This is a genomic window from Salinibacterium sp. GXW1014 (assembly GCF_044769865.1).
GTDB lineage: Bacteria > Actinomycetota > Actinomycetes > Actinomycetales > Microbacteriaceae > Homoserinimonas.
The window spans coordinates 496,758-516,089 of sequence record NZ_JBIZWA010000002.1; the positions used below are offsets into that span (position 1 = coordinate 496,758).

The following is a 19,332-nucleotide window of genomic DNA, read 5'->3' on the forward strand; positions in this document are numbered from 1 at the left end:
GTTCTGCTCACTTGTACCGTAGCGTGGGGATTGTGTCGTCTCAATCAGCGCAGATTTCCACGGTGGCCCGGCGCAACAACGTGAATATCAGCGGCAATCCGAACGGGCGAACCATCCTTTTCTCCCACGGCTTCGGCTGCAATCAAGATGTGTGGCGTCATGTGGCGCCAGCATTCCTTGAGGACTACCGGGTCGTGCTCTTCGATCTGACCGGGGCGGGCGCATCCGATCTCTCGGCATACGACCGAGCGAAGTATGACTCGCTTGACGGCTATGCCGATGACGTGATCGAGATCCTCGAAGATCTGGACGCGAAGGACGCCATCTTCGTCGGCCACTCGGTCAGCTCGATGATCGGCGTGCTGGCGGCCAACCGCGATCCGTCCCGTGTCGGCACCCTCGTGCTGGTGGGGCCGTCGGCCCGCTACATCAACGACGGCGGCTATGTCGGTGGCTTCGAGGAGGCCGACATCATGGCGCTGCTCGACGACCTGGATGCGAACTATCTGGGATGGTCGTCGGCGATGGCCCCCGCGATCATGGGCAACCCTGACCGACCCGAGCTTGGGGAGGAACTGACCGGCAACTTCTGCAGCACGGACCCGGAGATCGCGCGGCACTTCGCGCGGGTCACGTTCCTGTCAGACAACCGGCGCGACCTCGCCGAGGTGAGCGTACCCACCCTCGTGCTGCAGTGCAGCGACGACCTCATTGCCCCTGCCTCGGCGGGACGCTACGTGCACGAACACATCCGTGACAGCACCTTCGTGAACCTGAGCGCCACCGGCCACATCCCCAACCTGTCAAACCCTGCCGAGCTGAGTGAAGCGATCCTGGGGTTCCTGCGATGAGCGACGCCCCGGCCGCCTCGAGGAGCAACGACATCGAAGCATCACTCGAAGACCTCTATGAGCATGCGCCGTGTGGGTTCTTCTCCACGACCATCGATGGCGTGATTGTGCGGGTCAATGAGACCTTCGTCTCGATGAGTGGGCGCAGCCGCGAGCAGCTTCTCGGCGCGCAGGTGCTGTCGATCTTGACACCCGGAGGACAGCTCTTCTACGAGTCGCGCTACATCCCCGTGCTGCATCTCCAGGGCGAGGCCCAGGAGGTCGCCCTCACACTCCAGACCGCGTCGGGCGAGGAGCGTCCTGTGCTCGTCAACGGTGTCGTGATCGATGGTGTGCAGGGGCGTCCCACGGCGATCCGCGCCGCCGTTTTCCCTTACAGCGGCCGCAAGGAGTACGAGCGGGAGCTCCTCGAGGCTCGACGGGCGGCCGAGGCATCCGAGTCGCGACTGCAGGTGCTGTACGGCGCATCCGAGCGCTTCAGTTCCGCTGACACTGAGGAGCAGCTCGCGAGCGAGCTCGCCGAGTGCGCCCGTGACGCGTTCACGGCACCGGATGCCAGTGTCTACTTGGCGGATGAGTCGGGCACGCTGGCGCTTGCCGCTGGCAATTCACCGCTCGCGGCCACGCTGCTTGAGGCAGGCGGGCCGATCGAGACGTCCATGGCGGGCGAGTGCGTCGTCTCGGTGAGCGAAACGGATGCCGACGCGAACCACCCGGCGAGCCTCCGTGAGTCGATGCGCAGCGCGAGAGTCGAAACGGTCGTCGTCGTTCCCATCGCGGAACCCCAGAAGCGGTTCGGCGCACTCGTGCTGTCGTTCCGCCGGGCCCGGCGCTTCGAGTCACAGGATGAAGACCTGGGGCTCACCCTGGCCCGGCAGGCGGCCGAGGTGCTTGCGCGACTCCGCGCCGAGGCAGTGCTGGAGCGGCTCGCGCTGTATGACGACGTGACGGGACTTCCCACCCGACGTGTCGTCGTGGCTCGCACGAACGAGGCGATAGACGAGGCGCAATCGAACTCGAAGCCGATGGCCATCGTGGCGGTCGTCGTTGATGGGTTCAAGGAGATCAGCAACACCTTCGGACGCGTCGCAGCGGAAGATGCGCTGTCGGAGGTTGGCGGACGGATCAGCATCGCTGTGCCTGATGCCGACCTGGTGGGGCGCACGAACACGAACGAGTTCGTGGTGGTCTGCAAGGGTACGGACGCGGCAAGCATAGAGTCGCTGGTCGACACGCTCGGAGCAGCGCTCGAGCAGCCTCTCGGTGCGGGAGATGGCAGCACGGCGATTGCGAGCACGATCGGTGCCGCGCTCTACCGCGGCGTCGGGGCGCGCCCGTCGGCGCAGTCGTTGTTCGACAGCGCGGGGGAGGCTGTGTACCGGGCTCAGGCCCTGGGCACCAACCGGGCGGCGGTGACGTCCGTCGACTAGGGCGTCGCCACCCGTCTACCCCAGAACTCGGGGTGAGCGAACCGCCTACAGCAAGCGGAACGGGCGCGGATCGGACCTGACTCTCCAATACTCTTGCCCTACGTGTCGTAAATGGAGGCTGGGGGCGCCGAAGTGTTGGACATCCTGACCCTGCGCATCGCCCTTGGTGTCGTGGCACTCGTCCTGCTGACACACATCTACTTCGTCACCTACAGGACCACTCGGTCTCCCTACAGCTTGCGGTGGAGCCTTGCCCTGCTTTTCATCCTCAGCGGCTCTTCCGCGTACCTGTTCAACGGCACGGACCATCAGCTGTGGGCGAATCCCCTGGGCAATTTCCTCCTCGTCGCTGGCGCGGTTGCCGTCTGGGCCGGTGCGCGTTCACTCGGCGAACGCGCTGTAGGGCCGTGGCACGCAATCCCAGGTCCCTTGTTGGCACTCACTGCTGCCGCGCTCGACTCGCCTGGGAGGCACGTATGGCCAGGGGGTGCAGTGTTCCTCGCCCTCGTGGCCCTCTACAGCGGACTCGCGGCCGTCGAGTTCCTCCGCCTTGAGCGACAGAGCTGGCAAGGCGTGCGTCCCCTCGCCGGCGCTGCCGGACTCTTCTCCCTGTTCTATCTGGCACGCTGTATCGCATTCATGATCGATGGACCGGATGGCACAGTGTTCCAGTTCGTCTTCGGAAGCGAGGTCACGACGGTCGTCGTCACCGCGTTCTTCATTTTCGGTGCGTTCTCTATCACCACGCTCAGCCATGAGCAGGTAGCGAGCCGACTGCGCACGAAGGCGTCCCGTGATGGCCTCACGGGCGTCTTGAATCGTGCCGGCTTCCTCGAACAGGCAGAGACCCGGCGATCTCGGGGAAGCGGCGCGGCGCTCATCCTCGCGGACCTGGACGGATACAAGGCCATCAACGACACCTATGGTCACCAGGTGGGCGACCGGGCGCTCCAAGCCTTCGCCGCGGCCTGCGTCGCCAGCGTTCGAGACTCGGACCTCGTGGGTCGGTACGGGGGTGATGAGTTCGTCATCCTGCTTCCAGGCGCGTCATTCGACCAGGCCGAACGCGTGGCGAGCGAGATCAGCCGCCGTCTCCGCGACGCGAAACCGGCCGAACTGCAGCTCTGGCCCACGGTGAGCTGCGGTGTAGCCGTGCTGAACCAGCAAAGCTTCGACTTCGAGCACGCCATTGCGGCTGCCGATGCTGCGCTCTACGCGGCAAAGTCGCTGGGGCGCGACCGTGTGGAGCGGGCCGGCCCGACACCTGCAACCTAGTTCTCCGCGTCGCCCGCGGTTCGAGGATTTCCCGGCCGTGCCGCTAGGAGCGACCCCCTACCACCCCGGGGCGGTGCCGTCCCCATCCCCGCCAAGAAATCGGGTTTTGTCGGGATGTGCCCCGATGTCTCCGCTCCGGCCAGGTTCCACACTCGTTGCAACGCCACTTACGGCACACACCGACGAGCAAGGGAAACATCATCATGGCCGCAGACGACAACCTCAACGTTCTCGGGGTTCAGACCAATACGAGCAACGCCGACTACTCCGACGTCGATTCGCACAACGACAACTCGGACAACGATTTCCTGTCGAACAACACCGACAACTCGGACAACGATCTGCTGTCGAACAACACCGACAATTCAGACAACGTTCATACACTAGGGCCGATCCTGATCTGTCGCCGGTCTGCATATACTGCGAATATGGCAATCACTCGGGGCACCCCCGCCCGGCCGTCCGCCCCCGATCTTCGCAGAGTTGCACTGTGAGCGGCGGTCTCGTCGCCCTCCTTGACGACATTGCGGCGCTGGCCCGCATTGCGGCCGCTTCTCTCGACGATGTCGCCGCCGGAGCGGCCAAGGCTGGGGCGAAAGCGGCAGGCGTAGTGATCGATGATGCCGCCGTCACGCCGCAGTACGTGTCTGGGTCGCATCCGTCCCGTGAACTGCCGATGATCAAGAAGATCTTCTGGGGCTCGCTCCGCAACAAGCTGCTGATCATCCTGCCGGCGCTGCTCCTTGTCAGCGCCTTCCTCCCTTGGGCAATCCCGTTCATCCTCATGCTGGGCGGCACCTACCTCTGTTACGAGGGGGCCGAGAAGGTGTGGCACAAGCTTCGAGGCCACTCTGCGGCGAAGGAGGCGCCAGCGGTCGAGCGGGGTCCCGAGGCGGAAGCGAAGGTGACGAAGGGCGCTATCACGACCGACTTCATCCTGTCGTGCGAGATCATGGTGATCTCGATGAACGAGGTTGCCGACGAGTCCATATGGGTTCGGGCGGCGATCCTGGTTGTCGTCGCGATCGCGATCACGGTCCTCGTCTACGGCGCCGTCGCGCTCATCGTCAAGATGGACGACATCGGCCTGCACCTCACCACGAAGGAGTCGGAGGGCACCCAGCGCTTCGGGCGGATGCTCGTCAAGGGCATGCCCGCCGTGCTGGGCGCAATCACCCTCGTCGGGACGGTAGCAATGCTCTGGGTTGGCGGTCACATCATGCTCCAGGGCGTCTACGACCTCGGTTGGCACCTGCCCTATGACGTGGTGCATCTTCTCGAGACACCCTTCGTCGGCATCCCAGTGGTCGGCGGCTTCCTGGTCTGGCTCGTGGACACCCTGTGCTCAGCGATCCTCGGGCTCGTGTGGGGACTTGCCGTGTTTGCGGTCGTGCACCCGCTCCTGAAGGCGCTGCCGTTCGGAAAGAAGAAGGGCGGCCACGAGGAGGGCGACGTTCGCGCCGCCATCGCTGGCTACCGGCCGACGAAACAGGGCGACTGACGCACGGTCTAGCGACGCCGCCAGCGCTCATGGTCTAGTGGCTTCGTGCCTTCCAAAGACTGGACCGAAGTGTGGCCTGCCGTGCATGCCGAGCGCCTGGCGCTGATCGACGACCTGACCGGCGGCCGGCCAGAGCACTGGTCCACGCCCTCGCTGTGCCCGGGTTGGGATGTCCATGACGTTCTGGCCCACCTGGTGAGCACCGCAAAGACGAGCCGGTGGGGCTTCGTTCTCGGCATGCTGGCGGCCCGGGGAGACTTCGACCGCGACAACGCGAGAGGAATTTCTCGCGAGCGTGCCGCGACGCCAGCCGAGACGCTGGATGAGTTTCGACGGGTGGCGCGTGAGACGAAGACGCCCCCAGCAGCACCGGCGACCCGACTCGTCGAGGCAATAGTGCATGGTGAGGACATCCGGCGCCCCCTCGGGCTGCACCGCCAGTACCCGGTCGAGCACGTCGTCACGGCGCTGGAACACCAGCTCAAGACGCCGGTAGCCTTCGGCGGCGGCAGGGAACGAGCTGCCGGTTGGCGACTCGCGGCATCCGATTCGCACGTCATTGCGGGCACGGGCCCCGAGGTCAGGGCGTCGACACTGACCCTGCTGCTCGCCGTCTCAGGACGCCCTATCAGCAGAGACGAGATCGGGGGCGACGGGGCAGAGGCATTCATGAGGCAGCTGGCCCCACACGGCTAATGGCAGGTGGCGTTTGTCGGATGCACGCGTCCGGTTCTCCGCTGCCTAGAGCCGCGCGTACTTCGCACGGGCGAAGCAGTACACGCCATATGCCATGAGGCCGAGGGCGACGACCGTCAGGATCGCCGGGCCCAGCGGGAGTTCGACGAGGGCCTTGAGCGCTCCGTCGAGCCCGGTGGCTTCGCTCGGGTCGGAGGTGGTCGCTGCGACGCCGAAGAGGATGCCGACGACGGAGATCGCGACGCCCTTGGCGATGTAACCGATGCGACCGAGCATTGTGAGCGTATTTCCGGTCTTGCCGTCGGGGGCGGAGATGTCCTGCAGGAACTTCGTCTTCGCACCCTTCACGATGAAATACACGCCAACGGCGAGCACTCCGAGCCCGAGAAGCACGACGATGAAGACACCACCGGGCGCCGAGAGCAGCGTTGCCGTGATGCTCCGCGTGTCGCTCGAGCTGTCGCCTCCACCGCCCATCGCAACACTGGCCGCGGAGAACCCGATGGCGAGGTACGCGATTGCCTTGCCACCTTCCTTGGCTCGGTCGGCCCAGCCATCCTTGTTGGTGCCGCGAATGAGAAACGCCTCGAGCACTTGGAACAGCCCCAGCGCGAACAGCCCCACCCCGACGACCCAGAGCAGGATGCCGCCACCGGGGGTCGAGGCGAGCCCGCTCAACGCACCACCCTGGTCGGCGTCCCCGCCTGAGCCAAAGGCGACACTTATCGCGATTCCCCCGATGAGCAGGTGGAGCAGCCCGTTGACCGCGAACCCGCTGCGCGCAGCGAACCGGAACGCACGGTTGTGCTGCAGCCGTGACGCAGTGGAACGAGCGGATGCTGCGGACGGAGAAGAGGAAGCCATCGCTTCACCATAGGCCGGTCCATGAGTGCGGTGCGCCTGTTCTTTTGTTCCCGCGTGCCTGCGCCTAGGGTTCAGGAATGAACGCGCGTGGCGATCAGAGCCCGATCGAGCAGTATTTCGCAGGCTGTGACCCGCGCTCGCGCCAGATCTTCGAAGCGGTGCGGTCGGCGATCGCGTCGACTGGCCCCGCCGACGTGCGAGTGTCGAAGAGCCAGGTAGCGTTCCGGCGCCGTCGCGGCTTCGCCGCGGTATGGATGCCCGCCCAATACCTGCGCGGAGAGATTGCCCCGCTTGTCCTCACGATCAGTTTGGATCGTCGAGACGAGTCACCCCGCTGGAAAGAGGTGGTCGAACCCCGACCGGGGAGGTTCACTCATCACCTTGAACTGCGCACCGTGGAACATATCGATGACGAAGTTCTCAACTGGCTCCGCGAAGCATAGGCCGAAGCCGCATAAGACTCGCCAGCTGAAGCGTCTGCTCTGCGACTAACAGAAGCGCCAGAACGGCGCTATAACCACGAAATCCCCGAGCCTCAGCTCGGGGATTTCGTTTCGTGGGAGGTTCGGACAATTCATCCGGCCCTGTGCCTGCAGGGGAGTGCAAAGCGAGAGTCGAGCAGCATTCCATGCAATAACGGTTCAAATTCCATGAGCAGCGCCGATGCCAAAGATGTAGTTCATTCGCGAGCTTCCATTCCGATTTGCCGCTGGGCGGGAATGGGGCTCAAAACGGACATCATGCGTGAGCGCCGAGGTCCGCCCTCGCTTGTAAAAGACTGTCCCGGCCGCTGGCGGAAACGGTCAACGACGCTAAGGGTTTGTGAGCTTTGACCCGCGAAGTCGGCGTGGTCGCACCGTGACTTTGGCAACCGTGGAGCGGCCAGGAGTGGGGGAGACTGGACTACTGGAAGATCCCTTCCTTTTAGACCAATGGACCAGCGCAACCATGCTTCGTCTGAGCCAGTCTTCAGGGTCCGCTTGTTCCATGCTCAAACGCAACTTCCTGAGGCGATCAAGATCGATGACCTGCTGCTCTGCAAGCCTTCTGTGGGCTGTTGCCGCAGCCGAGCCATTGACGGTCGTATTGAGCAGCCAGTGGCCCTGAAGTGAGCGCGGAAGAAGTAGCGTCAGAAGGCACCCGGCGACCAAACCGATGCCCCAAAGTCCAGCCCACATTCCTTGGCTCAAGAACAATGCGCTGGCAGCGGACCCCGCGACGATCAAGTAGAACCCGAGTGCAGGAGCCCACGCCATCACGCGTGTTTTTGTCGCATCGACGTAGGTGGCGACAAGAACCATCCAGCCGAAAGAGAGAACGAACAGATTGGCGATGAAGCCCAATACGGACGTGATCAGGAAGTGCGCTGGCGAACTCTCGCCCCTCAGCAACACTGCGACACCCGCTGCTACCAGTGCGATCGTTCCCGAACTAGTCAGTATGGCGAACCACCACGGCCGTCTAGAACGCTTTCCTAAAGTTCTTATCCGCTCATCTCGGAGGGTCACTGCTGCAGTCAGCGCGCGGAGCTGCTCATCATGACTGAAGGCGACGTACCGGCCTATGAAAAGTGCGAGAAAGCCAATCAGGACCACTGCCGGAATCAGAGGTATGAGCAGCGCCCAGTCCTCTGACGTGGCTGCGTAGATCGCCACGTATGCGGCGATCAAAAGGCCAGCAGTACCTAGTATTAAACCGGTACCCCCGAGAACGCGTCGGAGTCGATCAGCTTCAGCAGGGTCGGAGTGGTGGCTGTTGCCAGTCACTGCGGCAGCGAGGAAGCCCAGCAACGCAGCGATGATGACCGGAAATATCCAGCCCAGTTGGTTCGCGAGGGTTTCTCCACCCTGAACCAGCGTTTCCAATGCACTCTGCTGGTCAAGATTCAACTTGACCAAGATAGGCAGACCGATCCCTACCAAGATGAGCGCAGCGGCGGGCGCGATGGCAGCTTCTGCGGTCTGCCTGTAGCTGAGCGGCTCAATGAGGAACCTTTCCGCGGAAGCAGATTGTTTGTTGGCCATACGCTAATGAAAGCAGTTCCAGGGCAAGGCTGCCGCTACGCAATGCGCGGAGCAACTGAAGCAACGCGAGGCAGTACCGTCTTCGCCTGAAGGGACAAAGAATCACAGACTGTTCCCGCGCGTGATCCGATGCTTCCGAAGCACATCGGCATCGCGGACGGGTCGGCTGGCCTCGGGGGAATGACGTGTGCACACCAGCGCCTCAGAGGAGCGACGTCATTGCACTCGGTTGGTTTTCCTTGCTAGAGATTCCGGCCCACAACGTGTCTGCCGCCGCGCACTCCGCATCAGCTAGCATCCAGTTATGTTGCCTTCGCGGATAGTAGAACTGCGCCTGAACGCGTTCAAGTCATTCCACAAAGCTGTCCTGCCACTCGGCGGCGTGACTATTTTGACTGGAAGGAACAGCTCCGGAAAATCCAACGCGCTCGATGGCCTGGAAGTACTTGCTCGACTGGCGGAAGGCGAAGACCTGGCGGATGCACTGGATGGGCGTCGGAGAGAAGGCGGCGCGGTCAGGGGTGGATCGGACGGGTGCGCACCGCACGGGACGAACGAGTTTTCCCTTGGTTGCACAGTTGCGCACGGTGACAACGTCTTCAGGTATGACGTCGTCGTTGAAGTGAGGCCGGACCTCAGAATCGTGTCCGAGACCTTATATGGGCCTGGCGTCGCCGTTAGCAGCGGAAACGTAACGAACGGACCCCTTCTGGAGAGCCGCCCGCCAGGAGCCCCGGGCACCGGAATCGAAGCGGAGGTGCATAACGGAAAACGCGGTGTGAACCCTGTTCATAGGTTCCGCGACAGTCGTCTGCTCATCAGTCAGGTTCCGCTCGCTCTCGCCGGCGCAGACGCCGCTGAACTGTCAGTGCTGGAGGGCACAGACTCAGTCCTACTGGCACTGCGTGGCGTATTCCACTTCGACCCCGTCCCGCACCTGATGCGGGATTTTGTACCCGGCCGCGACGTCGAGCTACGGCGCACCGGAGAGAACCTCTCGTCAGCCCTCCGGAATCTTCAGCGAACTGATGAAGAAGCTTTCGCTCATCTCACAACTCTTGTCCGACAGATAGCGGACGATCGCGTAGAGGGGATCAGCTTCGTGTCGTCGGACTTGGGCGATGTGATGCTGGCGCTGAATGAATCTCGCGGACTTCCGACAGACGCCCTGGAGAGAACGCCCGCACGGCAGATGAGCGACGGTTTACTCCGCTTCCTAGGAATCGCAACGGCGCTGTTGTCGTCGCAGCATGGATTGGACATCGACAAGGCCCTAGTTTCTTCATCCAGCGCAGCTAGGGACCCTGAGGGTGCGGTCCTCATAGTGCTTGAGGAGCTGGAGAATGGGTTGCATCCATCTCAAGCGAAGCGAGTTCTCGATCTCGTTCGCTCAAGTAGCGACAGGAGTGGCACGAGCGTTCTGCTCACCACGCACAGCCCTGCACTGCTCGACGCGGCCGAGGGGGTACTCAATGAGAACGTCATGGTTTGTCATCGCGACAGCGACACCGGTCGCAGCAGGCTTTCACCTCTAACCGAGCTCCCCGGCTACGCAACGGCGCTAGCAGAGGGCACGCTCGGGTCTGCAATCACGTCTGGCAAACTCGTGGACGCTACGGAGCAGGGTACGGACTTCGCCGAGTTCGAGCGCCTGTTGGGGCTCCGCTAGTGGCCTCCGTCGTCTTCATCGACACGTCGATCCTTTGCAACCTCGTTCCAGTTCCGGGCAGGAATCAGGACGAAGATGAAGTTCGAGAACAGATGAAGCATCGTCTGGCCGAGGGGGAGATGTTTATCTTGCCCATAACCGCAGTGATCGAGACTGGTAACTTCATCGGGCAGCTGTCAAGCGGTGCGGAACGACGAACTACCGCCAGCAAGTTTGACGCTCTCCTGCGACTAATCTGTGCCGGGCAGGCGCCTTGGGTTCTCCATGATGTCGCGTGGAATCGTGAGTTCCTGGAACAACTTCTCGACGGGGCCAGTACCGGCACTGACTATGTACAACACGCACAAAACAAGGTCGGCGCTGGGGACCTTTGCATCCTCACCGAGCGTGAACAGTACAGAGCGCGGGCACAAATCTCAGCAGAACTCTGGACGCTCGATGGGGCACTAAGTGCGCACAACTGAAACTTGAAGTAATCGGGCGATCGGTGCTTCGGTCTCCAGAACGCCGGTGCGATGCCAACAACGCTTTGAGTGTCCGCGCGGCAGCGCAACCGCGCCACGCCACTCGCCTCTGCTGCGGCAGCCGCGTTCGAGGACGGCAATCGAGTCAACAGCCGCGCTCGCATTTCTTGACGAGCGCGGTCGAGGCCCCGGGAGGTGGCCATATCCCACTTAGCCGCGAACTCCACGAAGTCGCGAACTGCGAGCGGTCGGTCGCAGACAACGGTTCGATGGCCCGCAAGGTTTCCTTTCTCCGGCACACCAAGCGTCCTCGTGCAAGTACGAACATCCGCCTGTAGATACGTTTGAGACATGGAAGCTGCAGAACTATGGATCTCGTTCTTGGCGACTGCCTCCGCCATCGCGGCCGCGGCCTTCGCGTTTGTTCAGGCGAAGACAGCAACGGACGCACGACGGGATGCGGTGGCAGCTGAAAGCTCCGCTGTCGCTGCCAGGGACGCAGCGGTGCAAGCGCAGAAGGCCTCCGCTACAAACAGCGGCCGCATTGCCGAGGTGATGGAGGCGCAGGCAGCAGCCCACCTGGCCGCGGCCAAGGTGCGGCCGGATCCCTGGCAGCTTCGATCTGGTGGCTCCCGTCGAACCGGGACGGCGGTCGTGTTGGTGCACGGCGGAGAGGGTGCCGTTGCGGACGTGTCCATTGAGGTCGAGCGACAACCGTATCTGGTGCACTTTGAACCCAATCCGGTACCTGCGAGATTTGAGCCGGGGGATTCAGTGCATGTTTACTACGCCCGGTCGGCAGCTGACCCGGCAACTTCCACTCTCGTCGTCCACTGGCGTTGGGACGACGCAGACGAGATGCAGATTTCAAGGTCTCCACTCACGTAGGCGACGAAGCGGCAGATTCGAGGGAGGTGTTCGACCCAAAAGGTCAAGCGACGCCGAGTCGGCCGCTCTGAGCGAGCAAAGTAACGATCAAGTTCGACATTCGCGCTGCGAAGTAGTCCTGCGAGCCTGAAGGAATGGGGTGCTTTCCGACTTCGTGGTGACGAATCTGAAAGCTGTTGCCCACCTTGGTCAGGAAAGTCATTTCTTCTGCGAGCACGTCGCGGAACGCCGCGTCGGCAATGTGGCCGAGCAACCTGGTGACGCTGCGCTTCTTGTCGGTTGGATCGTCAATGGTCTTCAATCGCTCAAAGCCGTCCCAGAGCTTCTCTATGGCTGTCGCTCTGTCCGCGACGCTACGGGAGACGTAAAGTTCGCGCGCAGTTTCGATTAGGGAGTCGAGCGTGGAATCGCCAGATGCCGGCCGCAGTTGGCGAAGAGCGGCCTGCACTTCAGGTGTTCCAACACGCTGAATCTGCATCTGCTCAGACATCTCAAAAACTGTGCCCCCGCGCTTCAGACGGACGTTGACATCCTCGCGAAACTCTGCTCGTCCCGCCGTCTCATCAAAGTTGAGCTCGTAATGCTTGAAGAACGAGTGATATGGACCATCTGTGGGTTTGGCGACTCGCTGAGCAACATACTCGACCACGTCAAACAAGGTTTCGTCTGTGACTACACCATCCCACAGCGGCCATTCCACACCAGGCACGAGCGCCGAGAGGTCCGGCCCTATGTCGTGATGATTGGTACCCGTGATGCCTGCGCCGTCAGGGCAGAATGAGGGGAACTCTTTCGCCAGCCAGTTCGAGTCGATGCGTCGCTGTACAAGCGACTTCAGCCCCTCAGCGGTTGCACTCGGGAGCGTCTCATGCTCACGTGCAACGCTGCCATTCACACGGTCGGAGTAGAACGACGTGCCCACGATACGGCCCCATTTCTTTAGGCTTTTAGAGCATACGAAGCATACGAAGCATACGAAGCATACGAAGCATACGAAGCATAGGGGCACGGGGCGCAAACCAGGCTCCGCTTCATGACGGCAGGTCGCAGGTCGCAGGTCGATGGCCGAGGTGTAAGCAGTGAATTAACCGAATGCCCGTTCGAGCGCCAATTGGATGAAGTAAGTCCCCTCACCGTTGAACCAGGCCTCTCGGTGCTGCTGGCATATGTGCTGTTATCAGCGTGGACTCAGTCACGCGCCTTCCGGAGCTCACACCAGCAGCTGACCGTCGCCGGCCACATCGCTGATCCGCTGGGCCAGGCCGGGGATGTATTCGTCCGGGTTCGACCCGATCGTGTTGAGGTGGTCGCTCATCATCGATACAAGGTCCTGCACCGTGTCCTCGAATAGGTTCCTGACACGATCGGCGTCCTCGATCATGCGAATCTCAGTCTCTAGACCCACCCACACATCCGCCCACTGCCCGAAGAACTGATGCGCGAGGCGATTGCGCTCCGCAACTGCAAACGTGAGCTTCTCCTCAAGAGGCGGGTTGCGTTCAATCGACCGAAGAGCAGCGAACACCGTCCCCATCGTCGAAGTTGACAGTGCGTCGAAGGCTGGCTCCAGTTCCTCGTGAGAGGCGAAGTGCTTCGTTGCCACCCGATGCACTTGTACCAGGATCCGGAGCCAGTGTTCGAGCGCCTGCGCACCATGCATCGCCCTGCCATACGCAGCGAAGACATGCTCCTCGGCAGCACTACTGGAATCGATGAAAGGCATGGGAGGACGATATCGACGTTTCGCCGCTTGCGGCGAGACCTGGGATGACGACGAGCCCGCAGGAATGACGGGTTGTTGAGTGCGGGGGAGCCGAGACCGACCACCAACCCGGAAGGATTCCTACCGTGTTCGTCTCGTTGCCCACCTGCGCTGCCACGTCAGCAATCCACAAGGATCACTTGTTGGTTGTCGGCCCCGCATGCGGGTTCCCACCGCAGACCGGAGTCTTCGCGAGCAACTGCCCGGAATATCCGGATAGTTGGCCTCTGTTCCGCGAGCCTGTCACACGGCGTCCTTGTGGACCACCAATGGCACCCGGTTGCACCGCCTAGTCGTCGAGCCCGAACGCTGCCGAGACTTGCTCGATGGTGAACTGCTGACGGAGCTTTGCCACGGTGTTCTGGTTGGCAAACATTCCGGTCTTCCAGAACCCTTGCTCCTTCGGCACGGTGTATGTCCATTCGACAGGGACCGCCCATTCCGCCAAGTTGTCATCCTCATCGCCATCGTGGCGATAGTTGCCGACAAGGTTCAGATCCTTGAGAAGGGCTGCGGCGCCGTCGATCGTGACGGCAGTCTCATCGAAGCGTTGGGCTCCTCCGGTGACCGTTCCAACCCCAACGTATCCGATCTTCGGTATGCACGCGAAGATTCGGGCACCGGGTTGGAGGTTCTTCAGCGTCCGTGAGAACCACTCTCCACCGCCGGCAGAAACGAATCCGTGCTTCATCGCATCGACCCACTGGCGGCCGCCGGGATTGTCACCAAAGGACACATACCAATCAGAGCCGTTCCATGGCTCGCGCGTCTTTGTCTTGCGGGATGAGATCGCGTTCGTTGTCGCTGTCTGGCCGTCATTCTCGACCAGCCAAGTACGAGCGAGATAAGAAGCTCCGTTGTCGATGAAATGACGGAAGAAGACGACGTTGATGGGCACCCCGAAGTCTTCGTTCAGGAATCGAACGATTCGCTCGGTGGCGGGATCGACGCTCGCGGCGACGATCGTGAAGACCTGAGCAGCGTTGACTTCTTCCGGCAAGGTTTCGTTGAACCGTTCAGCGAAGGCCTCTTCAAGAGCAGTACCCGGACTGTAGAGATCGTAGATCGCGTGGATTTCGGCGCGGCCCAGTGTTGCGACCCACGATCCGTAGTCGAGCGTCTGAGCCGTCACTTCCCGCGGCGTCTTGTCACGCTTGAGTTCTATAACGTGTACTGCTGCGGTCTCGTCAAGAGCGAGCAGATCAATGTAGCCGCCGTGGGCCGTGGGCACCTGCCTGCCGACAATAAGAAGAGTCGTGCCGAGCATCGCAGAGTCGGATTCGATGTAGCTCTCCAGCTGCGACTCCAAACCAATCGCAGTGGGCACGATCCTGACCAGCTTGTCGCCCTCTGCCCGCCACAGCCCCATCTCTACCGCCATTGCGTAGTCTCCGTTCCAGTCCAAGGGGTCAACAGGCGAGGAGCTTGCAGCCCCCGATGCGCCTGTCCGCAGTCAGTCTGGCAGCGATTCGCTCGGAGCGCGCCGGGCCTCGCACTAGGTTGGCATGTTCTCCGATGGTCTTGGACTGTTTCGTGTCGCGCATGCTCCGGAGCCTATCGAGCAGATGAGGCCCGAACGGCGACGCTCATCCGCAAACTGTCGTCTACAGCGAGAACTTCGAGACGTCGTCGGCGGATATGGTCGCTCGACCCGAATCGCGCTCCGAAGGACCTCAGGCTATGTGCTCATCTACGAATCGCGGCTCCGCGGCAGCATCGTCGACAGGCGAACTCGTCGTGACTTCAACCGGAGAGGGCATGAGCGATTCCGCGATCCGTGGAGCGCGCCTGATCGGGTTCATCGGCGACGTCCACGGGGACATGCAGCATCTCTTGGCCGCCATGAACATCATGTGGAACCACGGCGTACAGGTGCTTGTCGTACTCGGCGACTTCGGCATGGTTTGGCCCGGGCGGAACTGGTCAGCCGAGCTGGACAAGATCAACCGCAGACTGTCAGTGCGAGGCCAGACCCTGTACTTCATAGACGGCAACCACGAAGACTTCGATGCCCTTTACAAGTTCCCTCTCGGCGACGACGGCCTGAGGACCCTCCGCCAGAAGGTCATTCACATCCCGAGAGGAACCCGAATGACGCTGTCCTCCGGGCGCACCCTGGCCGCCCTCGGAGGCGCGAATTCCATCGACGCTGACAGCCGCATCGCTGGCCGTTCGTGGTGGCCCCAGGAATCGATCACGGACGACGATCTCGCCAGCCTGGGGGCGGATCCTGCGGACGTGATGATCGGTCATGATGCACCGCTGGACTTGCCTGCGCTTGACCGTCACCTCGCCGCGACCGAGCATCTCTGGTCCGAGAGTGGTCTTGTCTACGCCGACGCCGGACGACGTGTGTTTCACCGCGGGTTCACTCAGGTGCGCCCCCACCTATACCTCGGCGGTCACTACCATCTCCACGTCGACCAAACGGTCGACTTCCTCGCAGGCGAGGACCGGTCCCGGTGCCGCACGGTGATTCTCGACATGAACCGCGGGGGAGATGCGGTCTCGTTCGCCATCATGGACGTCGAGGGCCTCAGCCTCGAATACCTCACAAGACGAGAGCGCCCCGTCACGTCCCTAACGGGGCGCGAATCTGGCCGGTGGCACGTGACCACGGCAGAGGGCACCCACATGCTCGATCTAGACGCTCGCACCATTGAGCAAACACCCGAGGCCAACGACGGCAACCCAGCGCCTCAACTCCTTGAACTTCTTCTCTGCCGGGTAGGACTACCACTGTCATGGACGGACACCCGCCGACACGATCCCACGGCAGACCACCGGCAGGACGCTAGTGACGTGGAACGCATCGCCCGGGTACCTAGGAACTCGCGTTCCGCTCCGCCTCATCCCGTGACTTCTCGTACAGCCCCATCGCGACGAGCACCTTCACCAGCGGCCCGAGATTCTCCATCTGCAGCAGCGCCTTGATGCCGTCATTGTGACCGGTAGCGGATGCGTAGATGACGTCTTCGAGCTCGCTCTCGATGGTGGGGGAGGTTTCGAAGTCCACAGGGGTGTTGGCCATCGCCTCGGCCTGAATCTTCTCGTTCTCCACCACGTGCCGCATGATCGTCTCCGTGACGGCGATGCCGTCGGTCTCGCTCACGCCAGTGCCGGAGAAGAGGTCGTTGATCTTGTCGATCACGTCCTGCAGCAGCCCGTACTTCACCTCGCGCGGCTGACCCGAGCCGGCTTCGGTGATGCCGGTCAGCTCACCGGACTTGCCCGGGGTGAGGCCGAGGTTGCGGGCGTCGAGCTTGCGCAGCCGGTAGTGGGTGAGCACCACCTCGTCCGTGTTGATCACCCGCGAGTCAGCATCCTGCCGTTCGATGACGCGGCGGTAGACGCGCAGGAAGATTGCCCACTTCTCGATGTCGGTGTCGCCGTAGTCGAGGATCTGCGACAGGAAGTCATACGCCCTCACGAACGAGTTGACGGTGCCGCGGAACTCCTCCAGCCGCCCGACCTCCAGGTCGTCGGATGCTTCGACGGCGTCGTTCCAGCGCGTCCAGAACACGTCGCGGGAGGCCTTGATGTGGGAGTAGAGGGCGTTGTGGCTGGTCTTATTCAGCCACGCGTCCACGACCCCGTCGACGTCGTGGTTGTCGATGATGTTCATGCTGCGCAGCTTCGACAGCATGGTGTGGATGATGTTCGGGTCGGACGGCTTCGTCAGGTCCGCATCCTCGTAGTAGGTCTGGAAGGCAGTGAGGATCTCGTCGGGGTCGTTGACGAAGTCGAGGATGTAGGTGTTCTCCTTGCCGGGGATGACCCGGTTCAGGCGGGAGAGGGTCTGCACGGCGGTGATGCCGGAGAGCTTCTTGTCCACATACATGCCCACCAGCAGCGGCTGGTCGAAGCCCGTCTGAAATTTGCTGGCGACGATCAGCACCTGGAACTCATCCCCGCCGAACGCCGCCTCCAGCGAGCGTCCCTTCAGTCCCGGGTTCATGCTCGTCTCGGTGTGCTCCTCCGCACCGGATTCCGGGTCAGTGACGGTGCCAGAGAACGCGACGAGAGCGCCCAGCTGCCCGTCGAGCTTGTTGTCTTTCAGGTACTTGTCGATAGCGACCTTGTACCGCACAGCCTCCTTACGAGACCCGGTGACCACCATGGCTTTGGCGCGGCCGCCGAGCTCGGTGCGCACGTTCGCGCGGAAGTGCTCCACGATCACCGCAACCTTCTGCGCGATGTTCGTCGGGTGCAGCCGCACCCACCGCATCAGCTCAGTGTTCGCCTTCGTGGTGTCAACTTCCACGTCGGTGCCCCCGGCGGTGTGGGCGATGCTGAAGGCGAGGTCGTAGGTGATGTAGTTCTTCAGCACGTCCAGGATGAAGCCCTCCTCGATGGCCTGCTTCATCGAGTACAGGTCGAACTCCTTCTTCACCCCCTGCTCGTTCTCGCGCCCGAACAGCTCGACCGTCTTACCCTTCGGAGTGGCGGTGAAGGCGAAGAACGACACCGTGCCGACACCGACCTTGCGGGCCATCATGTCGGCCAGCACATCCTCGGCATCCACCGTCTCGTCGCCGTCTGAGGTGCCGGCGGTGAGAACTTGCTTGAGGGATGCCGCAGCCTCACCTGTCTGGGATGAGTGGGCCTCGTCGGCGATGACGGCATACTTGCGCCCCGCCAGCCCAGCGTTGTTCTCGATCTCGATGAGCGCGTGCGGGAAGGTCTGCAGAGTCACACCGATGATCTGCCGCCCTGCCAGCAGGGCGGCGGCGAGCTGCTTCGACTTCGACGCATCCCCACCCCGCGTGATCGGCTCGAACACACCGGAGGTGGTCTCCAGCTGCTCGACCGCGCGCTGCAGTTGCCCATCGAGGACTTGCCGGTCGGAGACGACAATGACGCCGTCGAACATCTTGGTGCCGTCGGGTTTGTGGAGCTGCGCCATCCGGTGCGCGGTCCACGCAATTGAGTCGGTCTTGCCTGATCCGGCAGAGTGCTGGATCAGGTAATTGTGTCCGGGCCCCTCGTCGAGGACGGCCTTCTCCAGCTTGGTAACGGCCCGCCACTGGTGGTACCGGGGGAACCGAAGCGACCGCGTGTAGGTCTTCTTCCCGTCGATCGGGTCGGTCTTCTCCTCGAACCGGTAGTGCAGGAACCGGCCGATGATGTCCAGCCAGGTCTCCCGCTCCAGGATCTCCTGCCAGAAGTACGCCGTCGGGCTCGTGCCGGGGATCGGGGCGTTGCCGGCACCGTTGCCCTTGCCCCGGTTGAACGGCAAGAACCGCGTGTTCGCTCCGTCGAGCTTCGTGGTCATGTGCACTTCTTCGTTGGTGACCACGAAGTGCACGAGCGCCCCACGCCCAAACGAGAGCAGAGGTTCACCGTCGGGGCGACGGTCGGTCGCGTACTGCTTGAGCCCGGCCTGCAGGTTCTGGGTGAGGTCGGTCTTCAGCTCGATCGTGGCGACAGGGATGCCGTTGACAAACAGAGCCAGGTCGAGCCGGTTGCCGTTCTTGGTCGAGTACTCGACCTGCCGCATCACCCGCACCCGGTTCATCCGGAACCGCTCCACCGTCACCGCATTCAACGTCGTCGCCGGCCGCGCCTGGAACAGCGAGAACTTCGCATTCAGCACGCCGATTGGAGTTTTGAGCGCGGCGAGGGTGCCGCCGCCGTTCATGGTGTCGGTGGCGAGCACCTGCACGATCCGGTCGAGGATCTGCTTGCGCCCCTGCGCTTGGGAGACTTCGGATGCTTCGGGCTTGACGATCTTCGCCAGCTGCTCCGGCTGCGTATCCTGCAACCAGCCGATGATGTCGTCCTCGAACAGGCCTCGCTCGCGGTCGTAGCCGAGGTCATCGGGGGAGTACTCCCACCCGTGCGCCGCCAAATGCTCACAAAGCTCGGTCTCGAACGCGTCCTCATGATGAATCGCCACTGGTTTCCC

Annotated in this window: 17 protein-coding genes; 11 read left to right on the forward strand and 6 right to left on the reverse strand. The window is 62.5% G+C overall.

What is annotated here, in order from left to right; translation table 11 throughout:
- Positions 1-53: 53 nt before the first annotated feature.
- The 6 genes from ACIQK7_RS12135 to ACIQK7_RS12160 all read left to right on the forward strand — a co-directional run bounded on the left by ACIQK7_RS12135 (position 54) and on the right by ACIQK7_RS12160 (position 5,753).
- Positions 54-851, forward strand: a complete 798-nt coding sequence (locus tag ACIQK7_RS12135; protein WP_403025703.1) for an alpha/beta fold hydrolase — start codon at positions 54-56, stop codon at positions 849-851.
- Complete coding sequence (locus ACIQK7_RS12140; RefSeq protein ID WP_403025175.1) at positions 848-2,281, forward strand: diguanylate cyclase domain-containing protein; 1,434 nt, start codon at positions 848-850, stop codon at positions 2,279-2,281. The genes ACIQK7_RS12135 and ACIQK7_RS12140 overlap by 4 nt, the downstream gene beginning before the upstream one ends.
- Before the next feature lie 132 nt (positions 2,282-2,413).
- Positions 2,414-3,556: a GGDEF domain-containing protein gene (locus ACIQK7_RS12145; RefSeq protein WP_403025178.1), complete on the forward strand. Its 1,143-nt coding sequence runs from the start codon at positions 2,414-2,416 to the stop codon at positions 3,554-3,556.
- A 203-nt stretch (positions 3,557-3,759) separates the two neighbouring features.
- Entirely contained in the window at positions 3,760-4,050 is a 291-nt protein-coding gene (locus tag ACIQK7_RS12150) for a hypothetical protein (protein ID WP_403025181.1), read from the forward strand.
- Complete coding sequence (locus ACIQK7_RS12155; protein ID WP_403025184.1) at positions 4,047-5,057, forward strand: DUF808 domain-containing protein; 1,011 nt, start codon at positions 4,047-4,049, stop codon at positions 5,055-5,057. The genes ACIQK7_RS12150 and ACIQK7_RS12155 overlap by 4 nt, the downstream gene beginning before the upstream one ends.
- Positions 5,058-5,102: 45 nt before the next feature.
- Positions 5,103-5,753 carry a maleylpyruvate isomerase family mycothiol-dependent enzyme gene (locus ACIQK7_RS12160; RefSeq protein ID WP_403025187.1) on the forward strand — a complete coding sequence of 217 codons (651 nt, stop codon included), beginning with the start codon at positions 5,103-5,105 and terminating at the stop codon, positions 5,751-5,753.
- Between the two features lie 45 nt (positions 5,754-5,798).
- Here ACIQK7_RS12160 and ACIQK7_RS12165 read toward each other — a convergent pair whose 3' ends face one another.
- Positions 5,799-6,617, reverse strand: coding sequence for a DUF1206 domain-containing protein (locus ACIQK7_RS12165; protein ID WP_403025190.1), 819 nt, complete (start codon positions 6,615-6,617; stop codon positions 5,799-5,801).
- A 77-nt stretch (positions 6,618-6,694) separates the two neighbouring features.
- On the opposite strand from ACIQK7_RS12165, the gene ACIQK7_RS12170 reads away from it, so the two are divergent.
- Positions 6,695-7,060, forward strand: coding sequence for a DUF5655 domain-containing protein (locus ACIQK7_RS12170; protein WP_403025192.1), 366 nt, complete (start codon positions 6,695-6,697; stop codon positions 7,058-7,060).
- A gap of 369 nt (positions 7,061-7,429) precedes the next feature.
- Here the strand turns inward: ACIQK7_RS12170 and ACIQK7_RS12175 are convergent, their stop codons facing one another.
- Positions 7,430-8,641 carry a hypothetical protein gene (locus tag ACIQK7_RS12175; protein ID WP_403025195.1) on the reverse strand — a complete coding sequence of 404 codons (1,212 nt, stop codon included), beginning with the start codon at positions 8,639-8,641 and terminating at the stop codon, positions 7,430-7,432.
- A gap of 304 nt (positions 8,642-8,945) precedes the next feature.
- Between ACIQK7_RS12175 and ACIQK7_RS12180 the strand changes: the two genes are divergently transcribed.
- The 3 genes from ACIQK7_RS12180 (at position 8,946) to ACIQK7_RS12190 (ending at position 11,662) form a co-directional block, all read left to right on the forward strand.
- Complete coding sequence (locus tag ACIQK7_RS12180; RefSeq protein ID WP_403025198.1) at positions 8,946-10,310, forward strand: AAA family ATPase; 1,365 nt, start codon at positions 8,946-8,948, stop codon at positions 10,308-10,310.
- A complete protein-coding gene (locus ACIQK7_RS12185) occupies positions 10,310-10,774 on the forward strand; it encodes a hypothetical protein (protein WP_403025201.1) in 465 nt (154 codons plus the stop codon). Before ACIQK7_RS12180 ends, ACIQK7_RS12185 begins: the two co-directional genes overlap by 1 nt.
- A 351-nt stretch (positions 10,775-11,125) precedes the next feature.
- The gene (locus ACIQK7_RS12190) at positions 11,126-11,662 is read left to right on the forward strand and encodes a hypothetical protein (protein ID WP_403025204.1); all 537 of its coding nucleotides are present in this window, start codon (positions 11,126-11,128) and stop codon (positions 11,660-11,662) included.
- Between the two features lie 43 nt (positions 11,663-11,705).
- Here ACIQK7_RS12190 and ACIQK7_RS12195 read toward each other — a convergent pair whose 3' ends face one another.
- From ACIQK7_RS12195 to ACIQK7_RS12205, 3 genes are all read right to left on the reverse strand, one after another.
- Positions 11,706-12,584 carry a hypothetical protein gene (locus tag ACIQK7_RS12195; RefSeq protein ID WP_403025207.1) on the reverse strand — a complete coding sequence of 293 codons (879 nt, stop codon included), beginning with the start codon at positions 12,582-12,584 and terminating at the stop codon, positions 11,706-11,708.
- A 288-nt stretch (positions 12,585-12,872) separates the two neighbouring features.
- Positions 12,873-13,385: a hypothetical protein gene (locus ACIQK7_RS12200; RefSeq protein ID WP_403025210.1), complete on the reverse strand. Its 513-nt coding sequence runs from the start codon at positions 13,383-13,385 to the stop codon at positions 12,873-12,875.
- Between the two features lie 328 nt (positions 13,386-13,713).
- The gene (locus ACIQK7_RS12205; protein WP_403025213.1) at positions 13,714-14,805 is read right to left on the reverse strand and encodes a hypothetical protein; all 1,092 of its coding nucleotides are present in this window, start codon (positions 14,803-14,805) and stop codon (positions 13,714-13,716) included.
- A gap of 377 nt (positions 14,806-15,182) precedes the next feature.
- Between ACIQK7_RS12205 and ACIQK7_RS12210 the strand changes: the two genes are divergently transcribed.
- Positions 15,183-16,358 carry a metallophosphoesterase gene (locus ACIQK7_RS12210; RefSeq protein ID WP_403025216.1) on the forward strand — a complete coding sequence of 392 codons (1,176 nt, stop codon included), beginning with the start codon at positions 15,183-15,185 and terminating at the stop codon, positions 16,356-16,358.
- Here the strand turns inward: ACIQK7_RS12210 and ACIQK7_RS12215 are convergent.
- Positions 16,249-19,323 (reverse strand): type I restriction endonuclease subunit R, encoded by a 3,075-nt coding sequence (locus ACIQK7_RS12215; RefSeq protein WP_403025219.1) that lies wholly within the window; start codon positions 19,321-19,323, stop codon positions 16,249-16,251. The genes ACIQK7_RS12210 and ACIQK7_RS12215 overlap by 110 nt on opposite strands.
- Positions 19,324-19,332 lie beyond the last annotated feature (9 nt).

Excerpts from the sequence above, each read along its gene's own strand:
- ACIQK7_RS12150 (WP_403025181.1), top strand. The coding sequence starts at position 3,760 with ATGGCCGCAGACGACAACCTCAACGTTCTCGGGGTTCAGACCAATACG.
- ACIQK7_RS12205 (WP_403025213.1), bottom strand. The coding sequence starts at position 14,805 with ATGGCGGTAGAGATGGGGCTGTGGCGGGCAGAGGGCGACAAGCTGGTC.
- ACIQK7_RS12190 (WP_403025204.1), top strand. The coding sequence starts at position 11,126 with ATGGAAGCTGCAGAACTATGGATCTCGTTCTTGGCGACTGCCTCCGCC.
- ACIQK7_RS12175 (WP_403025195.1), bottom strand. The coding sequence starts at position 8,641 with ATGGCCAACAAACAATCTGCTTCCGCGGAAAGGTTCCTCATTGAGCCG.
- ACIQK7_RS12140 (WP_403025175.1), top strand. The coding sequence starts at position 848 with ATGAGCGACGCCCCGGCCGCCTCGAGGAGCAACGACATCGAAGCATCA.
- ACIQK7_RS12210 (WP_403025216.1), top strand. The coding sequence starts at position 15,183 with ATGAGCGATTCCGCGATCCGTGGAGCGCGCCTGATCGGGTTCATCGGC.
- ACIQK7_RS12165 (WP_403025190.1), bottom strand. The coding sequence starts at position 6,617 with ATGGCTTCCTCTTCTCCGTCCGCAGCATCCGCTCGTTCCACTGCGTCA.
- ACIQK7_RS12170 (WP_403025192.1), top strand. The coding sequence starts at position 6,695 with ATGAACGCGCGTGGCGATCAGAGCCCGATCGAGCAGTATTTCGCAGGC.
- ACIQK7_RS12180 (WP_403025198.1), top strand. The coding sequence starts at position 8,946 with ATGTTGCCTTCGCGGATAGTAGAACTGCGCCTGAACGCGTTCAAGTCA.
- ACIQK7_RS12200 (WP_403025210.1), bottom strand. The coding sequence starts at position 13,385 with ATGCCTTTCATCGATTCCAGTAGTGCTGCCGAGGAGCATGTCTTCGCT.